The 21,149-nt window shown below is 73.7% G+C and carries 17 protein-coding genes and 1 pseudogene; 13 read left to right on the top strand and 5 right to left on the bottom strand.

Annotated features, from left to right (window positions below):
- The first annotated feature begins 34 nt into the window (after positions 1–34).
- Positions 35–448 (top strand): DUF5997 family protein, encoded by a 414-nt coding sequence (locus ACZ59A_RS36875; RefSeq protein WP_470968040.1) that lies wholly within the window; start codon positions 35–37, stop codon positions 446–448.
- Between the two features lie 45 nt (positions 449–493).
- Here the strand turns inward: ACZ59A_RS36875 and ACZ59A_RS36870 are convergent, their stop codons facing one another.
- A complete protein-coding gene (locus ACZ59A_RS36870) occupies positions 494–1,288 on the bottom strand; it encodes a class II aldolase/adducin family protein (RefSeq protein ID WP_470968038.1) in 795 nt (264 codons plus the stop codon).
- 150 nt (positions 1,289–1,438) lie between these two features.
- On the opposite strand from ACZ59A_RS36870, the gene ACZ59A_RS36865 reads away from it, so the two are divergent.
- Positions 1,439–3,088: a PucR family transcriptional regulator gene (locus ACZ59A_RS36865; RefSeq protein ID WP_470968035.1), complete on the top strand. Its 1,650-nt coding sequence runs from the start codon at positions 1,439–1,441 to the stop codon at positions 3,086–3,088.
- Between the two features lies 1 nt (position 3,089).
- Here the strand turns inward: ACZ59A_RS36865 and ACZ59A_RS36860 are convergent, their stop codons facing one another.
- Positions 3,090–5,414 carry a glycosyl hydrolase family 95 catalytic domain-containing protein gene (locus tag ACZ59A_RS36860; RefSeq protein WP_470968032.1) on the bottom strand — a complete coding sequence of 775 codons (2,325 nt, stop codon included), beginning with the start codon at positions 5,412–5,414 and terminating at the stop codon, positions 3,090–3,092.
- A 174-nt stretch (positions 5,415–5,588) separates the two neighbouring features.
- The gene (locus ACZ59A_RS36855; protein WP_470968029.1) at positions 5,589–5,879 is read right to left on the bottom strand and encodes a hypothetical protein; all 291 of its coding nucleotides are present in this window, start codon (positions 5,877–5,879) and stop codon (positions 5,589–5,591) included.
- Positions 5,880–6,001: 122 nt separating this feature from the next.
- Here ACZ59A_RS36855 and ACZ59A_RS36850 point away from each other — a divergent pair, with 122 nt between their 5' ends.
- The 3 genes from ACZ59A_RS36850 (at position 6,002) to ACZ59A_RS36840 (ending at position 10,163) form a co-directional block, all read left to right on the top strand.
- Positions 6,002–7,285, top strand: a complete 1,284-nt coding sequence (locus ACZ59A_RS36850) for a hypothetical protein (RefSeq protein WP_470968027.1) — start codon at positions 6,002–6,004, stop codon at positions 7,283–7,285.
- Positions 7,286–7,431: 146 nt separating this feature from the next.
- Positions 7,432–8,052, top strand: a complete 621-nt coding sequence (locus ACZ59A_RS36845) for a Pvc16 family protein (protein WP_470968024.1) — start codon at positions 7,432–7,434, stop codon at positions 8,050–8,052.
- The gene (locus ACZ59A_RS36840) at positions 8,049–10,163 is read left to right on the top strand and encodes an ATP-binding protein (RefSeq protein ID WP_470968022.1); all 2,115 of its coding nucleotides are present in this window, start codon (positions 8,049–8,051) and stop codon (positions 10,161–10,163) included. The genes ACZ59A_RS36845 and ACZ59A_RS36840 overlap by 4 nt, the downstream gene beginning before the upstream one ends.
- 1,246 nt (positions 10,164–11,409) lie before the next feature.
- Here the strand turns inward: ACZ59A_RS36840 and ACZ59A_RS36835 are convergent.
- Positions 11,410–11,658 (bottom strand): annotated as a pseudogene (locus ACZ59A_RS36835) (helix-turn-helix domain-containing protein); the annotation flags it as partial.
- 276 nt (positions 11,659–11,934) lie between these two features.
- Between ACZ59A_RS36835 and ACZ59A_RS36830 the strand changes: the two are divergent.
- Complete coding sequence (locus ACZ59A_RS36830; protein ID WP_470968020.1) at positions 11,935–12,564, top strand: helix-turn-helix transcriptional regulator; 630 nt, start codon at positions 11,935–11,937, stop codon at positions 12,562–12,564.
- Positions 12,565–12,601: 37 nt separating this feature from the next.
- Here ACZ59A_RS36830 and ACZ59A_RS36825 read toward each other — a convergent pair whose 3' ends face one another.
- Positions 12,602–13,942, bottom strand: a complete 1,341-nt coding sequence (locus tag ACZ59A_RS36825; RefSeq protein ID WP_470968017.1) for a ricin-type beta-trefoil lectin domain protein — start codon at positions 13,940–13,942, stop codon at positions 12,602–12,604.
- A gap of 294 nt (positions 13,943–14,236) precedes the next feature.
- Between ACZ59A_RS36825 and ACZ59A_RS36820 the strand changes: the two genes are divergently transcribed.
- From ACZ59A_RS36820 to ACZ59A_RS36790, 7 genes are all read left to right on the top strand, one after another.
- Positions 14,237–15,862 carry a phage tail sheath family protein gene (locus ACZ59A_RS36820; RefSeq protein WP_470968014.1) on the top strand — a complete coding sequence of 542 codons (1,626 nt, stop codon included), beginning with the start codon at positions 14,237–14,239 and terminating at the stop codon, positions 15,860–15,862.
- 62 nt (positions 15,863–15,924) lie between these two features.
- A complete protein-coding gene (locus tag ACZ59A_RS36815) occupies positions 15,925–16,368 on the top strand; it encodes a phage tail protein (RefSeq protein WP_468046854.1) in 444 nt (147 codons plus the stop codon).
- The gene (locus ACZ59A_RS36810) at positions 16,368–16,838 is read left to right on the top strand and encodes a hypothetical protein (protein WP_470968011.1); all 471 of its coding nucleotides are present in this window, start codon (positions 16,368–16,370) and stop codon (positions 16,836–16,838) included. Before ACZ59A_RS36815 ends, ACZ59A_RS36810 begins: the two co-directional genes overlap by 1 nt.
- Positions 16,835–17,002 (top strand): DUF6760 family protein, encoded by a 168-nt coding sequence (locus ACZ59A_RS36805; RefSeq protein ID WP_468046851.1) that lies wholly within the window; start codon positions 16,835–16,837, stop codon positions 17,000–17,002. The genes ACZ59A_RS36810 and ACZ59A_RS36805 overlap by 4 nt, the downstream gene beginning before the upstream one ends.
- Positions 17,003–17,009: 7 nt before the next feature.
- Positions 17,010–19,907, top strand: a complete 2,898-nt coding sequence (locus tag ACZ59A_RS36800) for a hypothetical protein (protein WP_470968008.1) — start codon at positions 17,010–17,012, stop codon at positions 19,905–19,907.
- A gap of 54 nt (positions 19,908–19,961) precedes the next feature.
- Entirely contained in the window at positions 19,962–20,399 is a 438-nt protein-coding gene (locus ACZ59A_RS36795; RefSeq protein WP_468046849.1) for a phage tail protein, read from the top strand.
- Positions 20,399–21,124, top strand: a complete 726-nt coding sequence (locus ACZ59A_RS36790; protein WP_470968005.1) for a CIS tube protein — start codon at positions 20,399–20,401, stop codon at positions 21,122–21,124. Before ACZ59A_RS36795 ends, ACZ59A_RS36790 begins: the two co-directional genes overlap by 1 nt.
- Positions 21,125–21,149 lie beyond the last annotated feature (25 nt).

Genomic DNA, 21,149 nt, shown 5'->3' with positions numbered 1-21,149 from the left:
CGGGGCCGCGCCCGCGCTCGATACCCTTGACACCATGAAGTCGCACCAGACCACCCAGACGATGAAGCCCGCCACCGCGGCGAAGAAGCTGGGTGTGTACCTCCAGGCCACCCCCGCCGAGTTCCAGGAGGGCGTCGTCTCGCGGGCCGAACTGAACGCCCTCCAGACCGATCCGCCCGAGTGGCTGCGGGAGCTGCGCCGCAACGGCCCGCACCCCCGGCCGGTGGTCGCGGCGAAGCTGGGCACCTCCATCGCCGGTCTCGCGCGCGGCGGCATCACCGAGGCCCTCACCACCGAGCAGATCGACGCCCTGAAGGAGGAGCGTCCCGAGTGGCTGGAGAAGGAGCGCGCCACCCAGGCCGAGGTGCGGAAGGAAACGGCGCGGATCAAGGAGAAGCAGGCGGAGAAGGCGGAGCGCGACGCCCAGTCCGGCCCGTCGCACTCCTGACCCCGGCCCGGTAGCCGCGGGGGCCCGGCGCCGGACCCGGGCCTTTCAGTCCTTGTAGTCGGGGGCGACGCGCTCCACCAGTCGGAGCAGCGCGGACCAGGCCAGGTCGTACGCCTTGTCGTCCTGGAAGTCCGAACTCTCGTCCTCGCCCGCGAGTTGACGGGCGGTCAGCTCGCAGATGTCCGGAGGGGGCGTGACGAGCCCGGCGCCCCCGGCCGTCGCCGCGACCTGGATCTCGCACGCCTTGTCCAGGTAGTACATGCGCAGGAATGCCTGGGCGGGGGTCTCCCCGACGGTCAGCAGCCCGTGGTGGCGCAGGATCATCGCCGGGTGGCCGGCGAGATCGGCGACGAGCCGCCGCTGTTCGGCGAGGTTGAGGGCGACGCCCTCGTAGTCGTGGTAGCCGAGCCTGCCGTAGAACTCCATGGAGATCTGGTTGAGCGGCAGCAGGCCGCCCTCCTGGGCGGCGACGGCGCAGCCCGCCTTGGTGTGGGTGTGCAGGACGCAGTGGGCGTCGGGCCGGGAGGCGTGGACGGCGCTGTGGATGACGAACCCGGCGGGGTTCACGGGGTGCGGGGCCTCCTCGACGGGGTGTCCCGACAGGTCGACCTTGACCAGGTTCGACGCGGTGATCTCCTCGAAGAGCAGACCGTAGGGGTTGATCAGGAAGTGGTGTCCGGGGCCGGGGAGGCGGGCGCTGATGTGCGTGAAGATCAGGTCGGTCATGCGGAAGTGCGCCACCAGCCGGTAGACCGCGGCGAGTTCGCGGCGCAGCCGTAGTTCCTCCGCGGCGGTGTTCCGGGCGGTCTCGTCGTCGCGGTGGGTGGGCGAAGCGGTCACTGGGCGTGTCCTCCGGTCGTGGGGGTGACGTACGACGCTATCCACGGCGCACACTGGCGCTGAACCCGAGGATTCGCCCCGCGGAAGACCGTCCATTGGACGAATCCGATACTCCGGTGCGGCGCCGCGGGATGAGAGGATCCGTGCCTTGTGACCGAGCGCGAGCCAGCCCGTACGACCGACGCCGACCCGGCCGCCGATGAGGCGTCCGTCCCCCTCGGCGTGCTGCTCGCCGACGCCTCGCTGGGGCTGCGCCAGGTGGCCGGGCCCGCCGAGGGCCGGCGTATCGGCACCGTCGGCACCACCGAGATCGAGGACCCCACGCCGTACCTCGTCGGCGGCGAGCTGCTGCTCACCGCCGGGGTGCGGCTGCCGCACGACGCGGACGGCGTCGACACGTATGTGGCGCGCGTGGTGGCCGCCGGAGTCGCCGCGCTCGGCTTCGGTGTCGCCCCGGTGCACGAGGAGGTTCCGGCCGATCTCGTCGCCGCGTGCGACCGCCACGGACTGCCGCTGCTGCGGCTGCCGCCCCGCACCCCGTTCGTCGCCGTGGGCCGGGCGACCTACGCCGCCATCGCCGAGGCCCGCAACCGCGATCTGAAGACGGTCTCCCGGGCGCAGTCGGCCCTCGCCTCGGCCGCCGCCCGTCCCGACGCGTTGCAGGCCGTGCTCTCCCAGCTCAGCGCACACACCGGCACCTGGGCGGTGCTCTTCGACGGCCAGGGCAACGAGCTGTTCCGGGCGGGCCGCCGTCCCCCGGAGCCCGTCCCCGGCCTGCTGCGCGACCTCGCCGTCCGTACGGCCGCCCGCCCCGCCACCGGCCGGGCCGCGGGCGGGGCGCCGCCTCCCGCGGCGGCGGCCGACCACCACGACGGCGTTCATCTGACCGTGCACACGCTGCCCGGCGCCGACGGCAGCACTACGCCGCTGGCCCTTGGGCAGGCCACCGCCACCGCCCCGCCCCTGGTCCACCGGCAGGTGACCAGCACGGCGGCCGTGCTGCTGTCCCTGCTCACCAGCCCTCGGCACGCCCTGAACACCGACAGCCACAGCGTCGGCGCCCTCGTGCGGCTCATGCTCGGTGCCACCCCGGCCGACGTCGCGCCCGCCCTCGTACCCTCCGAACACCCGGCACACGACCACTGGGTCGTCGTCCACGGACGGAAGAGGGGACGGAAGGACACGCGGAAGGATTCCCGGCGGTCGCCCCGGGAGCCGCGACCGGGCGCGGGCGCGGACCCCGCACAGCTCGCCGCCCTGGGGACGGCCCTCGGCACCCCCTATCTGCACATCGACGGCCCGGCCCTGAGAGCGCTCGTCCCCAGCGCACCGGATATCCGCCCGGCCGCCCCCGCGCAGGCCGCCGCCCTCGGGTGGACCCTCGGCTTCAGCAGCCCCTCCCCCGCGGCCGAGCTGCCCCGCGCCGACGCCCGGGCCGAACGGGCGCTGCGGCGCGCGATCGCCGCCGATGTGCCGACGATGGTGCACGAGGCCACCGCACCGGCCGTGCACAGCCTCGTCTCGCCCGCCGACGCCGAGGAGTTCGCCCGGGCCCGCTTCGCCGCGCTCGGCCGGGCCGGTCCGCCGGGCGCCGCCGTCCTGCTCAGCACCCTGCGCACCTGGCTGGCGTTCCACGGCAGCTGGGACCGGACCGCCACCGAGCTGCGGGTCCACCGCAACACCGTGCGCCACCGCATGGCCCGGGTCGCCGAACTCCTCAGCGCCGACCTCCAGGACCCGGCCGTCCGCATGGACCTCTGGTTCGCCCTGGAGTGGCTTCCCGACGAGGGGGACCGATAGCTCAGTCCGGCAGCCCCCACGGCCGCGCGTCACCGACGGCCGGTACGTCGCGCGGGCCCGGGTCCGGGTGGGCGCCGCGCGGGGCGACGACGGCCGTCTCGTCCCGGCGGAGCGGGATCTCGATACGGCCCGGCCCCGTCTCCCGGTACCGCAGCAGCCTGCCGCGCTCGTCCCGTACGTCCACGGCGCCGCGGATGCCGTGGTCCAGCACCAGGGGCGCGCCCGCCTCGCTGTGGACGCGTACCCACCGGGTGCGGCCGCCCGACCGGTCCGCGTCGATCAGGAACGCGCCTTGGGCGCGCAGCGAGGCCACGGACGCGTCGGGCCAGCGCCGCGACACGGAGGGGAAGACCCGCACCACGCCGCCTTCGCTCCGCACGGCCATGTCGAGCACCGACTGCGTCGCCGTCAGCGGGCTCTCGATGCCCAGGTTTCCGCCCTCGACGTACATGGTGTTCGGGGTCATCCAGGCGTTGTTGATGACATTGCCGCCGGTGAAGAAGGTGAGGAAGTCGAGGGCCTCCTCGGGGCGGTTCATCCGCGAGGCCATCGACGAGGCGGCGGCGTAGCTGTAACCGGCCCACAGGGCGCGGTCCTTGACCCAGTGGTCGAAGGTGGTCCGCATGATGTCCCGGTCGCCCGGCCGGTCCCAGTCCAGCTCGTGCAGCGGATACAGCCACAGCATGTGGGAGAAGTGGCGGTGGGATTCGGTGAGCGGCTTGCCCGCGCCGATCATGACGCCGGTCGCGTCGCGCGGGTAGTCCACCAGGCGCTTCACGATCTCGCGCCAGCGCGCGGCACGCGGATGGTCCGTACGGAGAATCCGCAGGCAGTCGAGGAGCGTGGCGCAGCCCCAGCGGAGCAGGGAGAGGTCGTAGGTGCAGTCCTCGGCGTCCGCCCACTCGGGTGAGCGGGTGAGCGGTAGGTGCAGTTTGCCGTCGCCGCCCTCGCGGAGGAAGTGGTCGTAGAAGTTCACCGCCTTGACCAGGATCGGGTAGAGGACGTCGCGCACGATGCGGGTGTCCATGGTGTGGCGGTAGCTGAGCCAGACGTTGTGCATGGCCCAGATGAGGTTGCCGTTGTTGTCGGTCTTGGTGGCGGTGCCGGGGATGCCGACGGTCTTGGCGCCGGGGCGCAGCATCCAGTCGGAGGGGTGGGCGAGGGCGTAGGTCTGCCCGTCCTGGTACTCCGGCGGGACCGAGAGCGGCAGATGCTTCTCGAAGTCCTTGAAGGTGGAGGTGACGGAGTCGAGTTCGAGGTGGTTGGACCCCTGGATCAGCCAGGTGGCGATCTGCACGTTGAGGTTCCACCAGACGGCGGTCCAGCTGCCCCCGGTCTCCGGATACCACGGCCCCCACTCGGACATCGACGGTCCGTCGGCGCGGGTGGCGCAGGCCGCCTTGTAGAGCTGGATCCAGTAGAAGTCCTGGAGGCGCTTGTCGGGTACGGACAGCAGGCTGCGCCGGTAGAACCGGTGCCACCAGGCGCGGTGTTCGCGCACCAGGTCGTCGGGGTCGGCGGACAGCGTACGGGCCACTTCGGCGACGGCCAGCTCCGTGGTGCGCGACAGGTCGCCGGGGTACCGGTAGACGAGGTGCGCGGCGAGCAGCCTGCCGGTGCCGACGCGCCGTTCGCGCCAGGCGGTGGTCCACCCGCCGCCCGCGATGAGCGGCTGCTCCACATAGCCGGTGTCCCCCGCGGAGCCGGTGCGGGGGTCGGGGTTGCCCGTGTAGTCGGCGGGCTTGTCCTTGGTGCGCGGCGAGGCGGCGGGCATCCATGTGAACGACCAGGCCGCGGCCCGCTCGCCCGCGCTGGGCCGGGTGGAGATCAGCAGCGTGGTACGGGAGTTGTGCACCAGCATCGAGAAGCGGACGCTGCCCCGGGTGGTGGTGACCGTACCCCGCAGCTCGGCGTCCCAGAGGTCGAGGGTCCAGTCGAGGCCGGTCACCTCACCGGCGAGGGTGAGGTCGAAGTGGCCGATGGGCAGCCGGGAGAAGCCGTACGGGGCGCGCCACTGCGGTCGCTGGTCCTGCACCTGGCTGTGGCTGACCATGACTTTCACGGAGTTGGGGGTCTCGCCCCGGTAGACCTGCGCGCCGAGCAGTCCGTTGGCGAGGAAGGGGCCGTCCTTCCAGTCGCCGGGCATCCGGCGCCACCGCAAGGACGCGGCCCTGACCACGCGTTCGGTCAGGTCTCCCGACCCGCCGGACTGCTGGGGCGTGGCCCAGGCGGTGCCGGATCCGGCCAGCCAGCCCGCGGTGCCGACGGCGGCCGCCGAGCCGATCACACCTCTTCGAGAGATCCCGTTCCCTGTTGTCGGGGTCACGTATGTGCCTCCCATACCTGGTGGTGAACTACCCGGCATGGTGCAGGGGTCGGAGCAGCAAGGGAAGACCTCCGACGTATCTGAAATCAACGCCTCGCATATGCGCAGGTGGAGTCAGGCAGGCGCCGCGACAATGGGGGTCAGCCCACCGATGTCTCGCCGTCCGGCGGGGGTCTAGCCGCTGAACGCGAAGAGGAGAGCGAGGATGCCCGCGAGGCCGAGAGAGCCGAGGACGGTTCCGGTGACGGCGGTCCACAGACGTCCCACACCTCGGCGGGCGTGGTGGATGCCGATGGCGCCGAGGGCAACGGCGAGGCCGCCGGTGATGATCGTCCACGGGAACATGAGGAACACGGTCCAGGGCGTCCACGTGCCTACGGCGGAGATGACGCCGAGGACCAGTGCGGTGGGACCCAGCGCGACGGCGGGTGTGTCGGTGCGGTCGGCCACGGTCGGCTCGGTCATGACCTGTCCCTCCCCCGGAACGGGCTCATTTGGTGTACCGATCGTAGCGGGGCTCCCCGTGGACGGCCGGGCCGGGCCCGCGCCTTTGCACCGCCCCCTTCTCCTTCCGTAGAGATGGGGGTATGCGAACACAGAACGACCGCACGGTCCCTTCCGAAACTTCCCCCCAACGCGACGCGTTGTCCCGCCGGTGGTTCCTGGGTGCCTCCGCCGGAGCCGCCCTCCTCACCGCGGGCTGCGCGTCGGGATCCGACGGAAAGGCGGACAGCGGCACGAGCACGTCCGGGCACCGCGCCGTCGTCCCGGGCGGTGTGCTGGGGGCCAACTTCAACGAGGACCCGAGCACCATGACGTTCTCCGAGCTGGAGGACCTCTCCGCGGGCTGGCTGCGCGGCTTCGTGCCCATGCCGGAGATCGACCGCACGGCCCCGGAGGAGCAGGCGGCCATCAAGACGCTCCTGGCCGCGCGCGACAAGGGGTACGGCACGGTCCTGTCGCTGAAGTTCCCGTACAACCACCGCCCGATGCCCGCGGCGGACAGCTCGGCCATGGACGCCGAACTGGCCCGGGTGGACAAGGTGCTGGGCGCCGTCATGGGCAAGGCGGACATCCTGGCGCTCGCCAACGAGCCCTTCATCGAAAGCCTGCCGAAGGACCACCACGGGAGGCTGAACGAGTTCTACGAGAGGGTCGCGCGCCACGTCATCGCGTACCGGAAGAAGCACTTCGGGCGCCGCTGCCGGACACGGCTGTACATGGGTTCGCTCAACCATCTCGACAAGCCGGAATGGCGTACGGGGGCGACCGAGCGGTGGATGAAGTTCACCCGGGACACCCCGGAGATCGAGGGCGTGGACATCCACCCGCACGTGGCCGCCATCGAGGACTCGCAGAAGTACCTGGACTACATCCTTCCCAAGCTCCGCCGCGACCAGAAGTTCCTGGCCACCGAGTTCTCCCTGGTCCTGTGGTGGCAGCAGCACCTGCGCGACACCATCCCCGCCGCGTTCGCCCGGCGCTACCAGCTGCCCGCGGACACCAAGGTGTGGCAGGTCATCAAGCAGGCGACCGAGCTCCCCTTCTCGCAAGCGAAGTGGCAGGACTTCCTGTCCATGAGTCCGTGGTTCGAGACCCACAAGCACTACCTGAGGAACCAGATCCAGAAGTTCCGTGACACCGGAAAGCTCGCCGTGGCCACCTACGGCGTGGCGCAGGCACCGGCGATGGTGAAGGACTTCGGGCCCGACAAGCAGCCGTGGCTGCTGAACAGCCTGTACTCCAACCTGACCGCCAAGGAGGGCGAGGACGGGAAGCCCGCGCGGAGCTACGGCTTCTTCGAAGACTTCCGTGCCCTGCAGCGTGCCGAGGACCGCCGCCCGGTACGCACGGCCGAAACGACGACGTGAGCCGCACGCACGGACACCGGCCGCTGCCCCCGATGGCGAACGCGCGCACATGGTGAACCCCGCGGGTGTCGCGCAGGATGGCTGGTCGCGGGCCGGTGCCACGGCCCGCGGGCAGGACGTACCACCGGCACGAGGAGCGGCAGCACGTGATCCACGAGATCGACGAGGCGCTCCGCGGGCTCCTCCGGACACCCCTGACGGGTTCGGGCGCCGAACTGGTCCTGGACGCGCCCACCCGGGAGTGGGCCGCGCGGCGCACCGGGCCCGCGGTCAACGCCTATCTGTACGACATCCGCGAAGAGCTGTCCCGCCGTGAGCGGGGCCCCATGGCGCTGCGGGACGACCGCGGCGTCGTGGTCAGACACCGGCAGCCCTACCGGTGGTTCCGGCTCTCCTACCTGGTCACGGCGTGGACGGCGAACCCGCAGGACGAACACCGGCTGCTGTCGGCCGTACTGGGGTGTCTGCTGCGCAACGAGTTCCTTCCACCGGAGGCGCTGGGCGGTGTGCTGGCGGAGCTGGGCGTCCCGGTGCCGGTGAGCGCGGCCGTGCCACCGGCGGAGTCGCGGTCGATCGCGGACGTCTGGTCCGCGCTGGGAGGCGAGTTGAAGCCGTCGCTGGACGTGGTCGTGACGACCCCGTTCCCGGTGTCGCCGGAGTTCGACGCCGCTCCCCCGGTCACCCAGGCAGGGGTGCGGGTGCGCAGCACGACCGGATCCCCCGACGACTCGGCGCTGCGCACCGGCCCCCGTACGGAGCTGTCGTGAGCGCGGCCGCGGACACCGATCCGGCCGGGCCGCTGCTGTCGCGGCTGGCGCTGCTGCGGACGCGGATCGCGGCGCTCGTGGCGCGGCGCGGCGAGGGCGACCCGACGGCGGGCGACCCGATGCGCGGCCTCTACGTCTCGCCGGAGGCGGCGCACCATCTGCTCCACGCGCCGCCGGTCCGGGAGCAGGTGGCGGACGACGACGGCTACGCCCCGGTCCTGCGCGGGCGGACCGGGGAGCACGCGGGGCGGGACCGGGTGGCCGAGGTGGCGGCGCGGTTCGGGCTGCTGCCGCTGGACGTGCACATCCTGCTGGTGGCGGCCGCCCCCGAGGTGGACCGGTCGCTGGAGCCGCTGTACGGCTACCTCAACGACGACGTGGGCCGGAGGCGTGCCTGCGTCTCCCTCGCCGTCGAACTCGCGGGGCTGCCCACGCACTCGGCCGCGGCCCGGTCGCGTTTCCACCCCTCCGCACCCCTCGTACGGCACCGGCTGCTGGACGTCGCCGACGAGGACCGGCCGCTGCCGGGCCGGGCGTTGCGGGTGCCGGAGCGGGTGGTCGCCCATCTGCTCGGGGACGACGACCCGGCCGCGGAACTGCTGGGCGCCGTGGCGGCGTTCGACGCCTCCGGCGCCGGGCGGGAGCCGCGGGGCGACTCGGGCGAGGAGTTCTTCGCCCGGCTCGGCGGGCTGGCCGCGCGGGTCCGGGACGAGGGCTCCGCGGCGTCCGCGGCCCTCCCCGCGGTGGTCCACGTACGCGAGTCCGGGCCCGCGGCGCTGTCCGGCCCGGTGACCGAGGCGCTGAACGGCGCCGGGCTGCCCGTACTGCGCCTCGATCCGTCCTCCCGGTCCGCCGAGGAGGTGGCGGGGCTGGTGGCTCCGCTGCTGCGGGAGGCCCGGCTGCGGGGTGCGGGGGTGGTGGCCGGTCCCCTGCCGCGGGAGGCGGGGGCGCTGGTACGGGCGTTGTGCGCCACGGCGCCGGGCGCCGCTTCCGAAGGGCCCGCGGCGGCGCCGGTGCCCGTCGTGCTGTTCGGCCCGCATCCGCTCGACCCCGGCTGGGCCTCCGTACCCGTACCGTCCTTCGACGCCCCGGACACCGGGGCGGCCCCGGACGCGTGGGCGGACGCGGTTCCGGCGGAGGAGGAGGTCGGCTTCGATCTCGCGTCCGCCGTCTCCGCCTTCCGCCTCGGCCCCGAGCGGGCCGGGCGGGCGGTGGCGGCCGCCCGGGGGCTCGCCGCGCTGGACGGCGGGCGGCTGACCGCCGATCATGTGCGACGCGCGGCGCGCCAGCAGTCCGCGCCCGCCCTCGAACGCCATGCCCGGCGCGTGGAGCCGGGCGTGGACTGGTCCGACCTGGTGCTGCCCGCCGAACCGCTGGAGCACCTTCGCGAGCTGGTGTCCCGGGCGCGGCACCGGGACCGGGTCCTGCGGGAGTGGCGGCTGCGCCCGGGCGGTGGGCGCGGCCGCGGTGTGGTGGCCCTGTTCACGGGCGAGTCGGGCACGGGGAAGACGCTCTCGGCGGAGGTGGTGGCCGCCGACCTGGGCCTGGACCTCTATGTGGTGGACCTGTCGGCGCTCGTGGACAAGTACATCGGGGAGACCGAGAAGAACCTCGAACGCGTCTTCGCAGAGGCCGACCGGACCGACGCGGTCCTGCTGTTCGACGAGGCGGACGCGGTGTTCGGCAAGCGGGGCGAGGTGAAGGACGCACACGACCGGTACGCGAACCTGGAGAGCGCGTATCTGCTCCAGCGGCTGGAGTCCTTCGACGGCATCGCCGTGCTCACCAGCAACTTCCGGGGGAACATCGACGAGGCGTTCACCCGGCGCCTCGACCTCGTGGTCGACTTCCCGTTCCCCGACGCCGACCACCGGCTCGCCCTGTGGGAGGGCTTTCTGAAGGACGCCCCGTGCGCGCCGGATCTGGAACTGCGGCGCTGCGCCGCCGAATTCGAGCTGGCGGGCGGCGGCATCCGCGGAGCGGCGGTCACCGCGGGCTATCGCGCGGCCGACCGGGGCTCCCTGCTGAGCACGGACGACGTGCTGGAAGGTGCCCGGCGCGAGTACCGGAAGGCGGGACGCCTGGTGGTGAGCGGTAACGCTCTGTACTGACGCCCGCCGTACCGACCGTACTGGCTCCCGTGGGCGGGGCGGCTCCGCCAGGGTCCGCCGCGACGGCGAGATGTGCCCGTTCCCGCCCCAGCCAGCGGCGGGCCAGCGCGATTTCCTCGGCCAGCGCGCAGGGGGACCGGCTGGCCGCCAGGAGCCGCCGGAGGTACCCGTGCAGGGCCATGCGCAGGGCCGCGGTGCCGGGTTCGGCCAGCCGCTCCCGGGCGTAGAGGCGCAGCAGGTCGTGGAGCCGGTACCGGCCGGACGCGGCGGCGGGCTCCACGAGCCCCAGGTCCGCCAGCTCTTCCAGCGCGGCCACCGCGCCGGGCCGGTCGCACCCGGCGGCCGCCGCGATCTCGCAGGCGCCGAAGTCCGCTGTCTGGACGAGGCCGAGCCGGTCGAAGACGGTCCGCGTGCCCGGGCTGAGCTGGCGGCGGGAGCGCGCGAAGGCGGCGGAGACCTTCAGGTCGCCGGAGTGCAGCCGGGCCAGCCGCCGCCCCTCGTCGCGCAGCTCCTCGGCGAGCGGAGCCAGGCTCCACGAGGGGCGCGCCGCGAGCCGGTTGGCCACGATACGCAGCGCGAGGGGCAGGTGTCCGCACAGCTCCGCGAGATCCCGGGCCGCGCCGGGTTCGGACCGGAGCCGGGCGGTGCCCATGCCCTGGCGCAGCAGGTCGAGGGACTCGTCCGGCGCCATCGGACCGGGCCGCAGACGGACGACGCCGTGCAGACCGCTGAGCGGGCGGCGGGAGGTGACCAGGGCGAAGCTGCGCGGTCCCACCGGCAGCAGGGGGCGCACCTGGGCTTCGTCCGCCGCGTCGTCGAGGAGAACGAGGACCGACCGTTCGCGGGTGACCGACCGGTACAGCGCTTCCCGCTCCGCCCCGTCGGCGGGCAGCTGCTCGTCGGGCACTCCCAGCGTCCGCAGCAGGGAGCCCAGCAGATGGTCCGGGCTGGGCGGCGCGTCCCGCGTGCCCCTGAGGTCGAGCGCCAGCTGACCGTCGGGGAACAGCGGGGCGGCCTCCTCGGCGGCCCGTACGGACAGCGTGCTCTTGCCGGTTCCCGGCTGCCCCGAGACGACGCAGGCCGCCGTCTCGCTGAGCGCGCCCGCGGACGCGCGCTCGGCGAGGTCGCGCATGGTGCGCAGTTCGGCGGTGCGGCCGGTGAATCCGGCGAACCGGCCCGGGAGGGTGCAGGGGGCGGCGGTCTCGGACGCGTCCGGCGCGCTCCGGAGCCCCATCAGGGCGCGGCACTCGCGGTCGTCGAGGCCCAGCGCGTCGGCCAGCCGTCTCAGCGTTCTTCGCTGGGGGCTGTGGCTGCGGCCGCTCTCGATGTCGCGGAGCCCGCGAACGCTGACGCCCGCTTCTTCCGCGAGGTCCCGCTGGGTGAGACCGGCGGCCTCACGCCACTCACGGACCAGAGCGCCGACGGGCGCGCGTGCCGCCTCCGCTCCCTCACTCGTCGTCCCCCCGTAGTTCCTTGCACATCCGTGCCCGGCCATGTGTCCTTCATCCACCCCGCTGCGACCACTTGCTGACACCCCGTGGGTGTTCACCCACCGAACAGATGGGTTCTCGTCAGCCTAACGCGAGGAAACGGCACCTTCCCGGACGCACCACGCAGACCGGCAGTTCGCACCGGCGTTCTGCCGCAGACTGCCGGTCGCACTGCCTGCTCGTTGTAATGGCCATGTGGTTGCCTGGCACAGTCCCGGCCGACCACGGGACCCGAACGTGAGTGGAGACGACGCATCCAACGGGGAGAGTGAACGAAGGCAATGCCGACACAGACGATGTCACCGCCCATCGAGGTGGCGGTGCACGCCGCGGACCCGGTCTCCCGGGCCGGGGCGATGGAACTCATCCGCCACCAGCCGGATGTCGAGGTGAAATCGCGAGGCGACGCATCGGTGGCGGTGCTGCTGGTGGAGTCGCTCGATGAGGAGATTCTCGGCACACTGCGCCGCCTGGTCCGGAGCGGGGCACGGGTGGTCCTCGTCGCCCACGGGCTGCGCGAGGCGGAACTGCTCACCGTGGTGGAGTGCGGGGTGTCCGCCATCCTGTGGCGGCACGAGGCGACCGGGGAACGCCTGTCCCGGGTCGTGCGCTCGGCCCACCGCGGGGACGGCGACCTTCCCCCGGACCTCCTCGGACGGCTGCTGGAGCGGCTCGGCCAGCTCCAGCGCAGCGCCGCACAGGGAACGGCCGCCCCGGCGACCGGCCTGACGCCCCGCGAGGTCGACGTGCTGCGGCTGGTGGCCGAGGGCCTGGAGACCCGGGAGATCGCGACCAAGATGGCGTACTCGGAACGCACGGTGAAGAGCGTGCTGCACGACCTGATGGCGCGGCAGCTGCTGCGCAACCGCGCGCACGCCGTGGCGTACGCGCTGCGCGAGGGCTACATCTGAGGGTCCCGGGGCGGGCTCGCCACGGGGGCCGGGGGCCTCAGGCGGGGAGTTCCCACTTCTGGTTGTCGTGCCCGGTGCAGGAGAACAGCTGGAGCTTCGTCCCGTTGTCGTTCTTGCCCTCCGCGGGGTCCACGCACTTGCCGGACTGCGGATTCACCAGGGTGCGTTCCTTGGTGTAGGTGAACTGCTGGGCGGGCTGACCGTTGCAGCGGGCGAGCCGGACGACCGTGCCGTCCTCCCGGTGGCCGTCCGCCACGTCCATGCACATGTCCAGCGACCGGATGGTGCCGTTCTTCGCCATGGTCCACTTCTGCCCGTCCGGACCGTTCGGCTGGCAGTCGAAGAGCTGCAGTTGCGGGAGTTCGGTGGGTTTGGCGTCGCCGGGCACCTCGATGCACCGCTTGGACGCCGTACCCACGATCGTGCCGGTCCTGGGCTCGTCCTTCTTGCCTTGTCCGCCCGCGGGGGCGGCCGGGGCCGGAGCCGGGGCGGCCGGAGGCGGCGGCGTGGTCTCGGGCGCCTTCGGAAGCTCCTGCTTCTCCTCGCCGCCGCCCTCGTCGCCCTTGTCGCCCCCGTCGCTCTCGTCGCCCTCGTGCACGGGCTTGTGCGTCGCGGCGGCCACTTCCTGCGCCTTGCTGGTCGGGGTCCGGTCGACCGCGAGCCAGAGACCGACGAACGCCACGGCGAGGACCAGGGCGAACGCTCCCAGGCTGAACAGCCAGCGCGGGAAGACCGGGCGCTGCACGAACGTGCCCGCGACATCGATCGGAGTGGCGGCCGACCGCTGCACCGCGACGGTCAGGGCGTGGCTCTCCTTCTGCCCCGTCCACAGGATGTTCGAGGGCCGCAGCCCCACCTTCACGAACGCCGCACGGCCCGGCTCGATCTGCACCGCGCCGGGCCGCACGTCGAACTCCAGGGCGCTGCCCTGGTCCCGGCCCGCGAGGGAAGCGGTCAGCTTGGTGTTGCCGTAGTTGTCCACCGCCAGCTTGGGGCGCCCGCGGAAGCGGCCGCGGGTGGTGGGCGGCAGCAGTTCCGCCTTCGCCTCCACGAACGGCGCGATGGTGAGATTGCCCTCCACCACCGTCGTCAGCTCGGGGTTCTCGGTCGGCACGATCTGCACACCGTACGGATTCGCGCCGGCCCGGGCCTCGGGCGAACGGGGCGGGGAGAACGTCAGCTCCACACTCCCCGTCGCCCCCGGATACAGCCGCAGCGTGGCCGGTTCCACCGAACACCACAGGCTCGGGTCACCGACGGGCACGACGCGGTACTCCTCGACGACATCCGCCGTGTTGCGCAGCCGCAGCGTGACCGTGGTGCTGCCGCCCGCCTCTACCGGGGCGGATTCGGGTTCCAGGGAAGTCCAGATGCTCACGCCCCGCACGCTAAGGAGGCGCGACCGGCGCCGTCACCGCACGCGGGGGAAGCACCGCGGGAAGTCCGCGGGGACCGCAGGGGCAGCGGGGCGCCTTCGGCCGGTGGCTCCGCCGGGCGGCTCCGCCAGGCGACGGCGCGGACCCGGCCGCCGTCGTCCGGGCAGCGGCCGCTTCCCCCGGGGACGCCCGCCGCCGCCCCGGGCCCTGCACCGCCACCCCTCGCCCCGAGCCCGCCGAACGCCGACGCTGGGCTGCGCAGTCTCGTACACCGCATTGTCCTTCGAGGAGCACGCATGCCCACGTACCTGTCCCCCGGCGTCTACGTCGAGGAGGTCGCCGGTGGCTCACGTCCCATCGAGGGAGTGGGCACCTCGGTCGCCGCCTTCGTCGGGCTCGCGCCGACGGGCCCGCTCAACGAGCCCACGCTGGTGACCAACTGGTCCCAGTACGTAGCGGCGTTCGGTGAGTTCACGGACGGGTACTACCTGGCCCACTCCGTCTACGGCTTCTTCAACAACGGCGGCTCGGCGGCGTACGTGGTACGTGTCGGCGGCGCCGCGAGCGACCAGGCGGACGGCCGGGGCGCCGCGTCGGGACGCGGGTCCCAGAACGCCCGGGAGAACGCCCCCGCCCAGATCACGGCGGGCGAGCCGACCACGCTCGGCTCGTTCAACGTGGCCGCCGTGGCCGCCGGTTCGGCGAGCGACGACGGCTCGCTGACCGTCGAGGTGGCGCACCCCGAGGGGGACGGGCCCGCGGACCGCTTCACGCTCACCGTCAAGGACGGTGACCGTACGGCCGAGACGTTCGAGGTGAGCGCGAAGAAGAACTCGCGCAACTACGTCGTCGCCCAGGTCAAGGAGCGTTCCCGGCTCATCGCCGTGGAGGAGGCCGCGCAGGGCGGGCAGCTCGCCCGGCCCGACGCGCAGAGCGCCGTCCTGGCCGCGCCCGCCAAGACGAAGTCCCCCGCCGCGGCGGCGCGCGGCGGCGCTCCCGCGCCGGAGGGGGGCGCGGGCGCCTCCCAGTACATCGGCGACTCCGCCGACCGCACCGGCTTCGGCGGCCTGGAGGCCCTGGACGAGATCAACATGGTCGCCGCCCCGGACCTGATGGCGGCCTACCAGAGCGGCGCCCTGGACCTGGACACCGTCAAGGCCGTCCAGCTCGCGATGATCTCGCACTGTGAGCAGATGGGCGACCGGATGGCCGTCATCGACCCGCCCCCGGGGCTGGGCGCCCGCCAGGTGCGCGAGTGGAGGCAGGACACCGCGGGCTACGACTCCCGGTACGCCGCCCTCTACTACCCCTGGATCAAGATCTTCGACCCCTCCACGGGCCAGGGCCGCACCGTCCCGCCGAGCGGCCACATCGCCGGGGTGTGGGCGCGCAACGACTCCGAGCGCGGGGTGCACAAGGCCCCGGCGAACGAGATCCTGCGCGGCGCCGTCGACCTCGAACTGCAGATCACCCGCGGCGAGCAGGACCTGCTCAACCCCCTCGGTGTGAACTGCGTCCGCGCCTTCGCGGGCCGCGGCATCCGCATCTGGGGCGCGCGCACGCTGTCCTCGGACCCGGCCTGGCGGTACCTGAACGTGCGCCGGTACTTCAACTACCTGGAGGAGTCGATCCTCGTCGGCACCCAGTGGGTGGTGTTCGAGCCGAACGACCAGGCGCTGTGGGCCCGTATCCGGCGCAACATCTCCGCGTTCCTGGTGAACGAGTGGCGCGAGGGCGCCCTGTTCGGCGCGAGCCCGGAAGAGGCGTTCTACGTCAAGTGCGACGCGGAGACCAACCCGCAGGAGTCCGTCGACGTGGGCCGGGTGGTCTGCGAGATCGGCATCGCGCCGGTGAAGCCCGCCGAGTTCGTGGTCTTCCGGCTGGCCCAGTTCTCCGGTGGCGGCGGCGAACTGGACGAGTAGGGGCGCCCGACGTCCCTTCGACCGCCCCGGAATGACGACTAGGAAGCAGAGGAAGCCCCAGCATGTCCCTCCAGCCCGGTGACGCCCTCACCTCACACAACTTCGGCCTGCAGATCGACGGCGTGATGGTCGAGTACCTGCAGGAGGTGAGCGGCCTGTCCATCGAGCAGGACGTCATCGAATACCAGCAGGTCTCCGCCAACGGCAAGCCCGTCACGAAGAAGCTGCCCGGTGTGAAGAAGGCCGGTGAGTGCACGGTCACCCGCGGTATGACGTCCTCCGCCGCATTCACCCAGTGGATCAACAACTCCGTCTCGGGGAACATGGGCAGCGCCCGGAAGAACGCCTCCATCATCATGATGGATTACCAGAACGCCCCGGTGAAGCGGTACAACCTGCGCAACGCCTGGTGCAGCAAGGTCGAGGCCAGCGGCGTCAAGGCCGGAGACGCCTCCGCGCTCACCGAGCAGGTCACGATCGTCTTCGAAGAACTGGTCATCGAGTAATGCGCCGCTCGGCACCCAAGGGGGCGGCCCCGGCCGCGGATTTCGCGGCCGACGCCGCCCCCGCCGAGGCCCCGGCCCCGGCTCCCGTTCAACAGGATTCCCTGCGTACGGAGTTCGCCTTCGAACTGCCGCGCGGCTACATGGACGAGAGCGGCACCGTCCATCGCTCCGGGACGATGCGCCTGGCCACCGCGCGGGACGAGCTGGTCCCGCTGCGCGATGTGCGGGTGCAGGAGAACCCCGCCTACCTGTCCGTGGTGCTGCTCGGCCGGGTCATCACCCGGCTGGGCACGCTTCCCATGGTGCACGACGGCACCGTGGAGAACATGTTCGCTTCCGACCTGGCGTTCCTCCAGGACTTCTACCGGCAGATCAACGCCGAGGGCCACACCCGCGCGGCCGTGGCCTGCCCGCACTGCGAGGAGTCCTTCGAGGTCGAGCTGGCCGGGAGCCGCCTGGGGGAATCGTGACGTACGCGGCCGAGCGCATCCACGAGGAGGTCGCGTACCTCGCCTACCACTTCCACTGGAGCATGGCGGACATCCTCGACCTCGAACACCGCGACCGGGGCCGGTACGTGGAGCAGGCCACGGCGCTGGTCGCCCGCGCCTCCGCCGCCGAGGGGAGCCGGTGAGCTGACCATGGGCATCAGGGACGTATGGAACACCCTGCGGCGCGGTACGCCCGCGGGGCGGGGCGGCACGGCCGACGCCGGTGCGGCGCCTGCCGAGCGTCCGGCCGCGGATTCCGGCACTCGCGCCACGGGTGCGTGGGCCACGGCCGGTCCGGTGCAGCGCGTGCTCGGCGCGCCGCGGACCGTCTCGGCACGGGACTTCGCGTCCCGGCTGAGCACGCACCAGAACCCCTCGTTCCGCAGCGACCCCGCCCATGTGGTCGCCCGTACGGCCCCGTCGGGCGTCGTCCACGACCTGGTCACCCCGAGCCCGGTCACGTCCGACGTCCCGCCTCCGTCCATGCCGGTAGCGCCGACGGCCTCCGAGGAACCGCCCGGCCCCGGCCCCTGGGCGCAGGCCGGTCGCGGCGACGCGGCGGCCTCCGCGGTGCAGCGCGCACCCGCGCCCGGTAACGGGGCGGGCGGGACGGCCCCCGCCGCGACCGGGGGTCCCACGGCGCACGGCCACGGCGGCGGATCCCCCGCCGTACGCCCCACGCCCGCGGCGGGCAACGGCGATCTGCCGCGACGGGGCGACGCCGAGTCGCCCCGACCGGGGGCCACCCACCGGACTACGCCGCGGCCAGCCGCTGCGGGGGACGCCACCGTGCAGCGCGCCCCCGCCACGGGCAGCACACCCTTGCCGCCCGCGTCCGGGGGCCCTGCGGCCCACGGCACCGGCACAACACCACCGACCACCACCGCCGCCGCCGACACCACCGCGCAGCGCGCACCCGCAACCCGTGACGCCACGGGCAACACCGCCCCACCACCCGCAACCGAGGGCCCTGCGGCCCACGGCCCCGCCGCCGTACGCACCGAGCCCACGACGGGTGACGACCGACGCGACAACGCCGCAACGCCCCAACCGGGCACCGCCACCCGGCGGACAAGCGCCGCCGACACCACCGCGCAGCACGCACCCCGTGACACCACGGGCAACACCGCCCCGCCACCCGCACCCGGGAGGCCAGCGGCCCACGGCCCTGTACGCACCCGGCCCACGACGGATGACGGCCAAAGCGACAACGCCGCAACGCCGCAACCGGGCGCGGCTGCCCGCCGGGCAACCACCGCCGCAGACACCACCGTGCAGCGCGCACCCGCAACCCGTGACGCCACGGGCAACACCGCCCCGCCACCCGCACCCGGGAGCCCAGCGGCCCACGGCCCTGTACGCACCCAGCCCGCCACGGGTGACGACCGACGCGACAACGCCGCAACGCCGCAACCGGGCGCGGCTGCCCGCCGGGCAACCACCGCCGCAGACACCACCGTGCAGCGCAAGTCCGCACCCGGGAGCAAGGCGCCGCACGGCCACGACGGCGGGTCCCCCTCCGTACACCCCAAACCTGACGCGCCAACGCCCCAGCCGGGCGCCGCCGACACCACCGCGCCGCGCGCACCCGCACCCGGGGGCGCCGTAACGCCCCCACCGGGTGCCGCCACCCGCCGGACAACCGCCGCCGCTGCACGCCCCCGGCCTGCGACGGATCACGACGGTTCGCCACGGCGTGACGACACGTCCCCGGCCCGGCCGGGCGCCGCCCAGGGGGTTCCACGGGCAGTCACCGCGCAGCGCAAGCCCGCGCCTGGCGACAGTCCGCGCGGCACGGCCCAGCCCACGACGAGTGACGGCCGCCGTGATGACACCGCAACGCCCCAGCCGGGCGCCGCCCAGGAGGCCGTGCGGCGCGCCACCGCGCCGCGCCCGACCGCGCCTGGCGGGCCTGGCAGGTCCGCGATGACCACCGCGCCACGTCAGGCGGTGCCACGTCGCCTCGGCACCGTCCAGCAGGCCATGGCACGGCCGAACACTCAGCGGCAAGAGCCCACCGGAACGGGCCCTGCCCGCACAGCCGCGGCGGGCACTCCCCCGGCGCCCGAGAGCGCCGAACCGTCGGCTGCCGCCGCGACCCCCGGTCCGGCAGGCCCGGACCCGGTGACGCACGCCCCGGCCCAGCGGGCCGCCCAGGACCCCGGCCCGGCCCGGCAGGCGCCCGGGCCCGCCGCGCCGCGCGTTCAGCGCAGGCGGGCGGGGCTCGGTGCGCCGCGCGCCGGTGCCCCGGCGCCCCCGCAGGCCGCGCCCGAGACGCCGCGTCAGCGCCCGCTGTTGGGGGCTCCCGTCACCGCGGGGCCCGCCCCCGTGGGGGCGCCGACTCCGGAGCGGGGCACCGGGCCGGTGGCGGCACAGCCCACCCCCTCCCCGCCGCCGAACGTCGCGCCCTCAACCGCGCCGAGCGGGGGCCCGGCCGCCACTCCCCCGGTCCAGCTCCGCCGGGGGCCCGGCGTCGTACGTACGCCCGAGGCGGCACCCACCGCTTCGCCGCTCGCGACGGCACGCGCTCTGACGGCACGGGCCGCCACGCCGCCCGCCGGGCCCGCCAGCGGGTCGGCCCCTGCCGTGAGGCCGCGTTCGGTGGAGCAACCGGCCGGTGCCCGGCACCCCACACCCGTCGTACGGCCCGGTCCGGCGCCGCGCGCGTCCCCCGCACCACGTGCGGCGGACGCTCCGGCGGCCGTGCAGCGCAGCCCCGTACAGCGCAGCGCCGCCGCTGGACCCGGGCCTGCGGCCCCATCGGTCAGGCCACCCGCCGCCGCGCCCGCACCGAAGGCACGGGCCGGGGCGCGTCCGGCGCCCGCCCCGGTGCAGCGGGCCGCGCCCGCCCCGGCGGCACCGCCCGCACCGCGCCCCGCGGAGACGGCACCCGCCGAGCCCGTATCCAAGCCCGCCACGCGACAGCAATCCGCAGGCGAGCTGGACGAGTTGGCGCGGCGGCTGCTCGGGCCGTTGTCACGGCTTCTGCGGGCCGAGCTGCGGGCCGACCGCGAACGGGTGGGGCGACTGCGCGACCCCCGCCGCTAGCCCGCCGGACCGACCACCGTACGAACCCACCCCTCCCGGAGAAATCAGCCAGCGATGACCAGCACCAAGGACCCCGGCTCCACCATCTACTTCAAGCTGACCATCGACGGCCAGAACCTCGGGCTGTTCAACGGTTGCGAGGGCCTGTCGTCCGAGGTTCAGGTGGAGCAGCGGGAGGAAGGCGGCAACAACGGGTTCGTCTGGCAGCTCCCGTCCCGGGTGACGTTCTCCTCCATCCGGCTGACCCGCCCGCTCACGCCGGACACCGCGAAGGTGGCCGCGTGGATCTCGTCCGTGGCGACCGGGGTGCAGCGGCCCACCGCGCAGATCGCCGCGTTGCGCGCGGACGGTTCGCTGGTGGCCCAGTGGGGTCTGGTGGATGTGCTGCCGATCCGCTGGCAGGGGCCGTCCCTGGACCCGGCCAGCCCGGCCGTGGCCACCGAGACGCTGGAGATCACGCATCACGGCTTCACCGACGCCGGAGGGGCCTGATGCCCGCGATCGGCTCCCGTGGCGGCGGGGCCAGCCTGGTCCGTGCCTCCCTCGCCGTGCACCAGCCGCCGACGAGTCTCGCGGGCGGGCTCGGCGGACGGATCGCGCAGGTGGACTTCCAGTTCAACCCGAGCCAGCTGCAGTTGACGCGGTCGGCGTCGTGGAACGCCCAGCCGTCCGTAGGCTATTCGCGCGGCGCGCCGCCGGAGTTCGTGGGCGCGCAACCGGCGTCGCTGGAGCTGGAGGTGTTCCTCGACGCCTCGGCGAAGCCGGGGTCCTCGAAGGTGCAGAAGAAGGTGGAGCTGCTCCTGTCGTGCTGCGAGGTGTATCCGCCGACGCTGTCGACCAACCGCCCCTCGCCACCGTGGGTCAGGTTCTCCTGGGGCTCGTTCAACACCGTCCAGTTCGTGGCGCACGTGGACAGCGTCAGCGCCACGTACACCCTGTTCAGCCCCACCGGGGAGCCCACGCGGGCGACCTGCAACCTGACGCTGACGGAGGTGCCGCTGCCGACGAAGGGGCAGAACCCGACCTCGGGCGCGCTGTCCGCCCGGCGGGTGCACCGCGTGGTGGCCGGGGACACGCTGCAGTCGCTGGCCTGGCGGGAGTACGGGGAGGCGGGGGCGTGGCGGGTGATCGCGGAGGCGAACGGGATCGACGATCCGATGCGCCTCGCGACCGGCACCGAACTGCTGCTGCCCGCGATCAACGACACCGGGGGATGAGCGACCCCCCGACGCCAGTTCAGCC

This window comes from Streptomyces sp. NPDC040405 (assembly GCF_055595765.1).
The sequence above is the reverse complement of the archived record's forward strand: the minus strand, read 5'-3'. Positions and strand labels throughout refer to the sequence as shown.

What these genes read in the sequence shown, in the direction of transcription:
- ACZ59A_RS36820 (WP_470968014.1), top strand. Translation starts at nt 14,237, where the DNA reads ATGCCCACGTACCTGTCCCCCGGCGTCTACGTCGAGGAGGTCGCCGGT.
- ACZ59A_RS36795 (WP_468046849.1), top strand. Translation starts at nt 19,962, where the DNA reads ATGACCAGCACCAAGGACCCCGGCTCCACCATCTACTTCAAGCTGACC.
- ACZ59A_RS36830 (WP_470968020.1), top strand. Translation starts at nt 11,935, where the DNA reads ATGCCGACACAGACGATGTCACCGCCCATCGAGGTGGCGGTGCACGCC.
- ACZ59A_RS36850 (WP_470968027.1), top strand. Translation starts at nt 6,002, where the DNA reads ATGCGAACACAGAACGACCGCACGGTCCCTTCCGAAACTTCCCCCCAA.
- ACZ59A_RS36815 (WP_468046854.1), top strand. Translation starts at nt 15,925, where the DNA reads ATGTCCCTCCAGCCCGGTGACGCCCTCACCTCACACAACTTCGGCCTG.
- ACZ59A_RS36875 (WP_470968040.1), top strand. Translation starts at nt 35, where the DNA reads ATGAAGTCGCACCAGACCACCCAGACGATGAAGCCCGCCACCGCGGCG.
- ACZ59A_RS36810 (WP_470968011.1), top strand. Translation starts at nt 16,368, where the DNA reads ATGCGCCGCTCGGCACCCAAGGGGGCGGCCCCGGCCGCGGATTTCGCG.
- ACZ59A_RS36800 (WP_470968008.1), top strand. Translation starts at nt 17,010, where the DNA reads ATGGGCATCAGGGACGTATGGAACACCCTGCGGCGCGGTACGCCCGCG.
- ACZ59A_RS36790 (WP_470968005.1), top strand. Translation starts at nt 20,399, where the DNA reads ATGCCCGCGATCGGCTCCCGTGGCGGCGGGGCCAGCCTGGTCCGTGCC.
- ACZ59A_RS36855 (WP_470968029.1), bottom strand. Translation starts at nt 5,879, where the DNA reads ATGACCGAGCCGACCGTGGCCGACCGCACCGACACACCCGCCGTCGCG.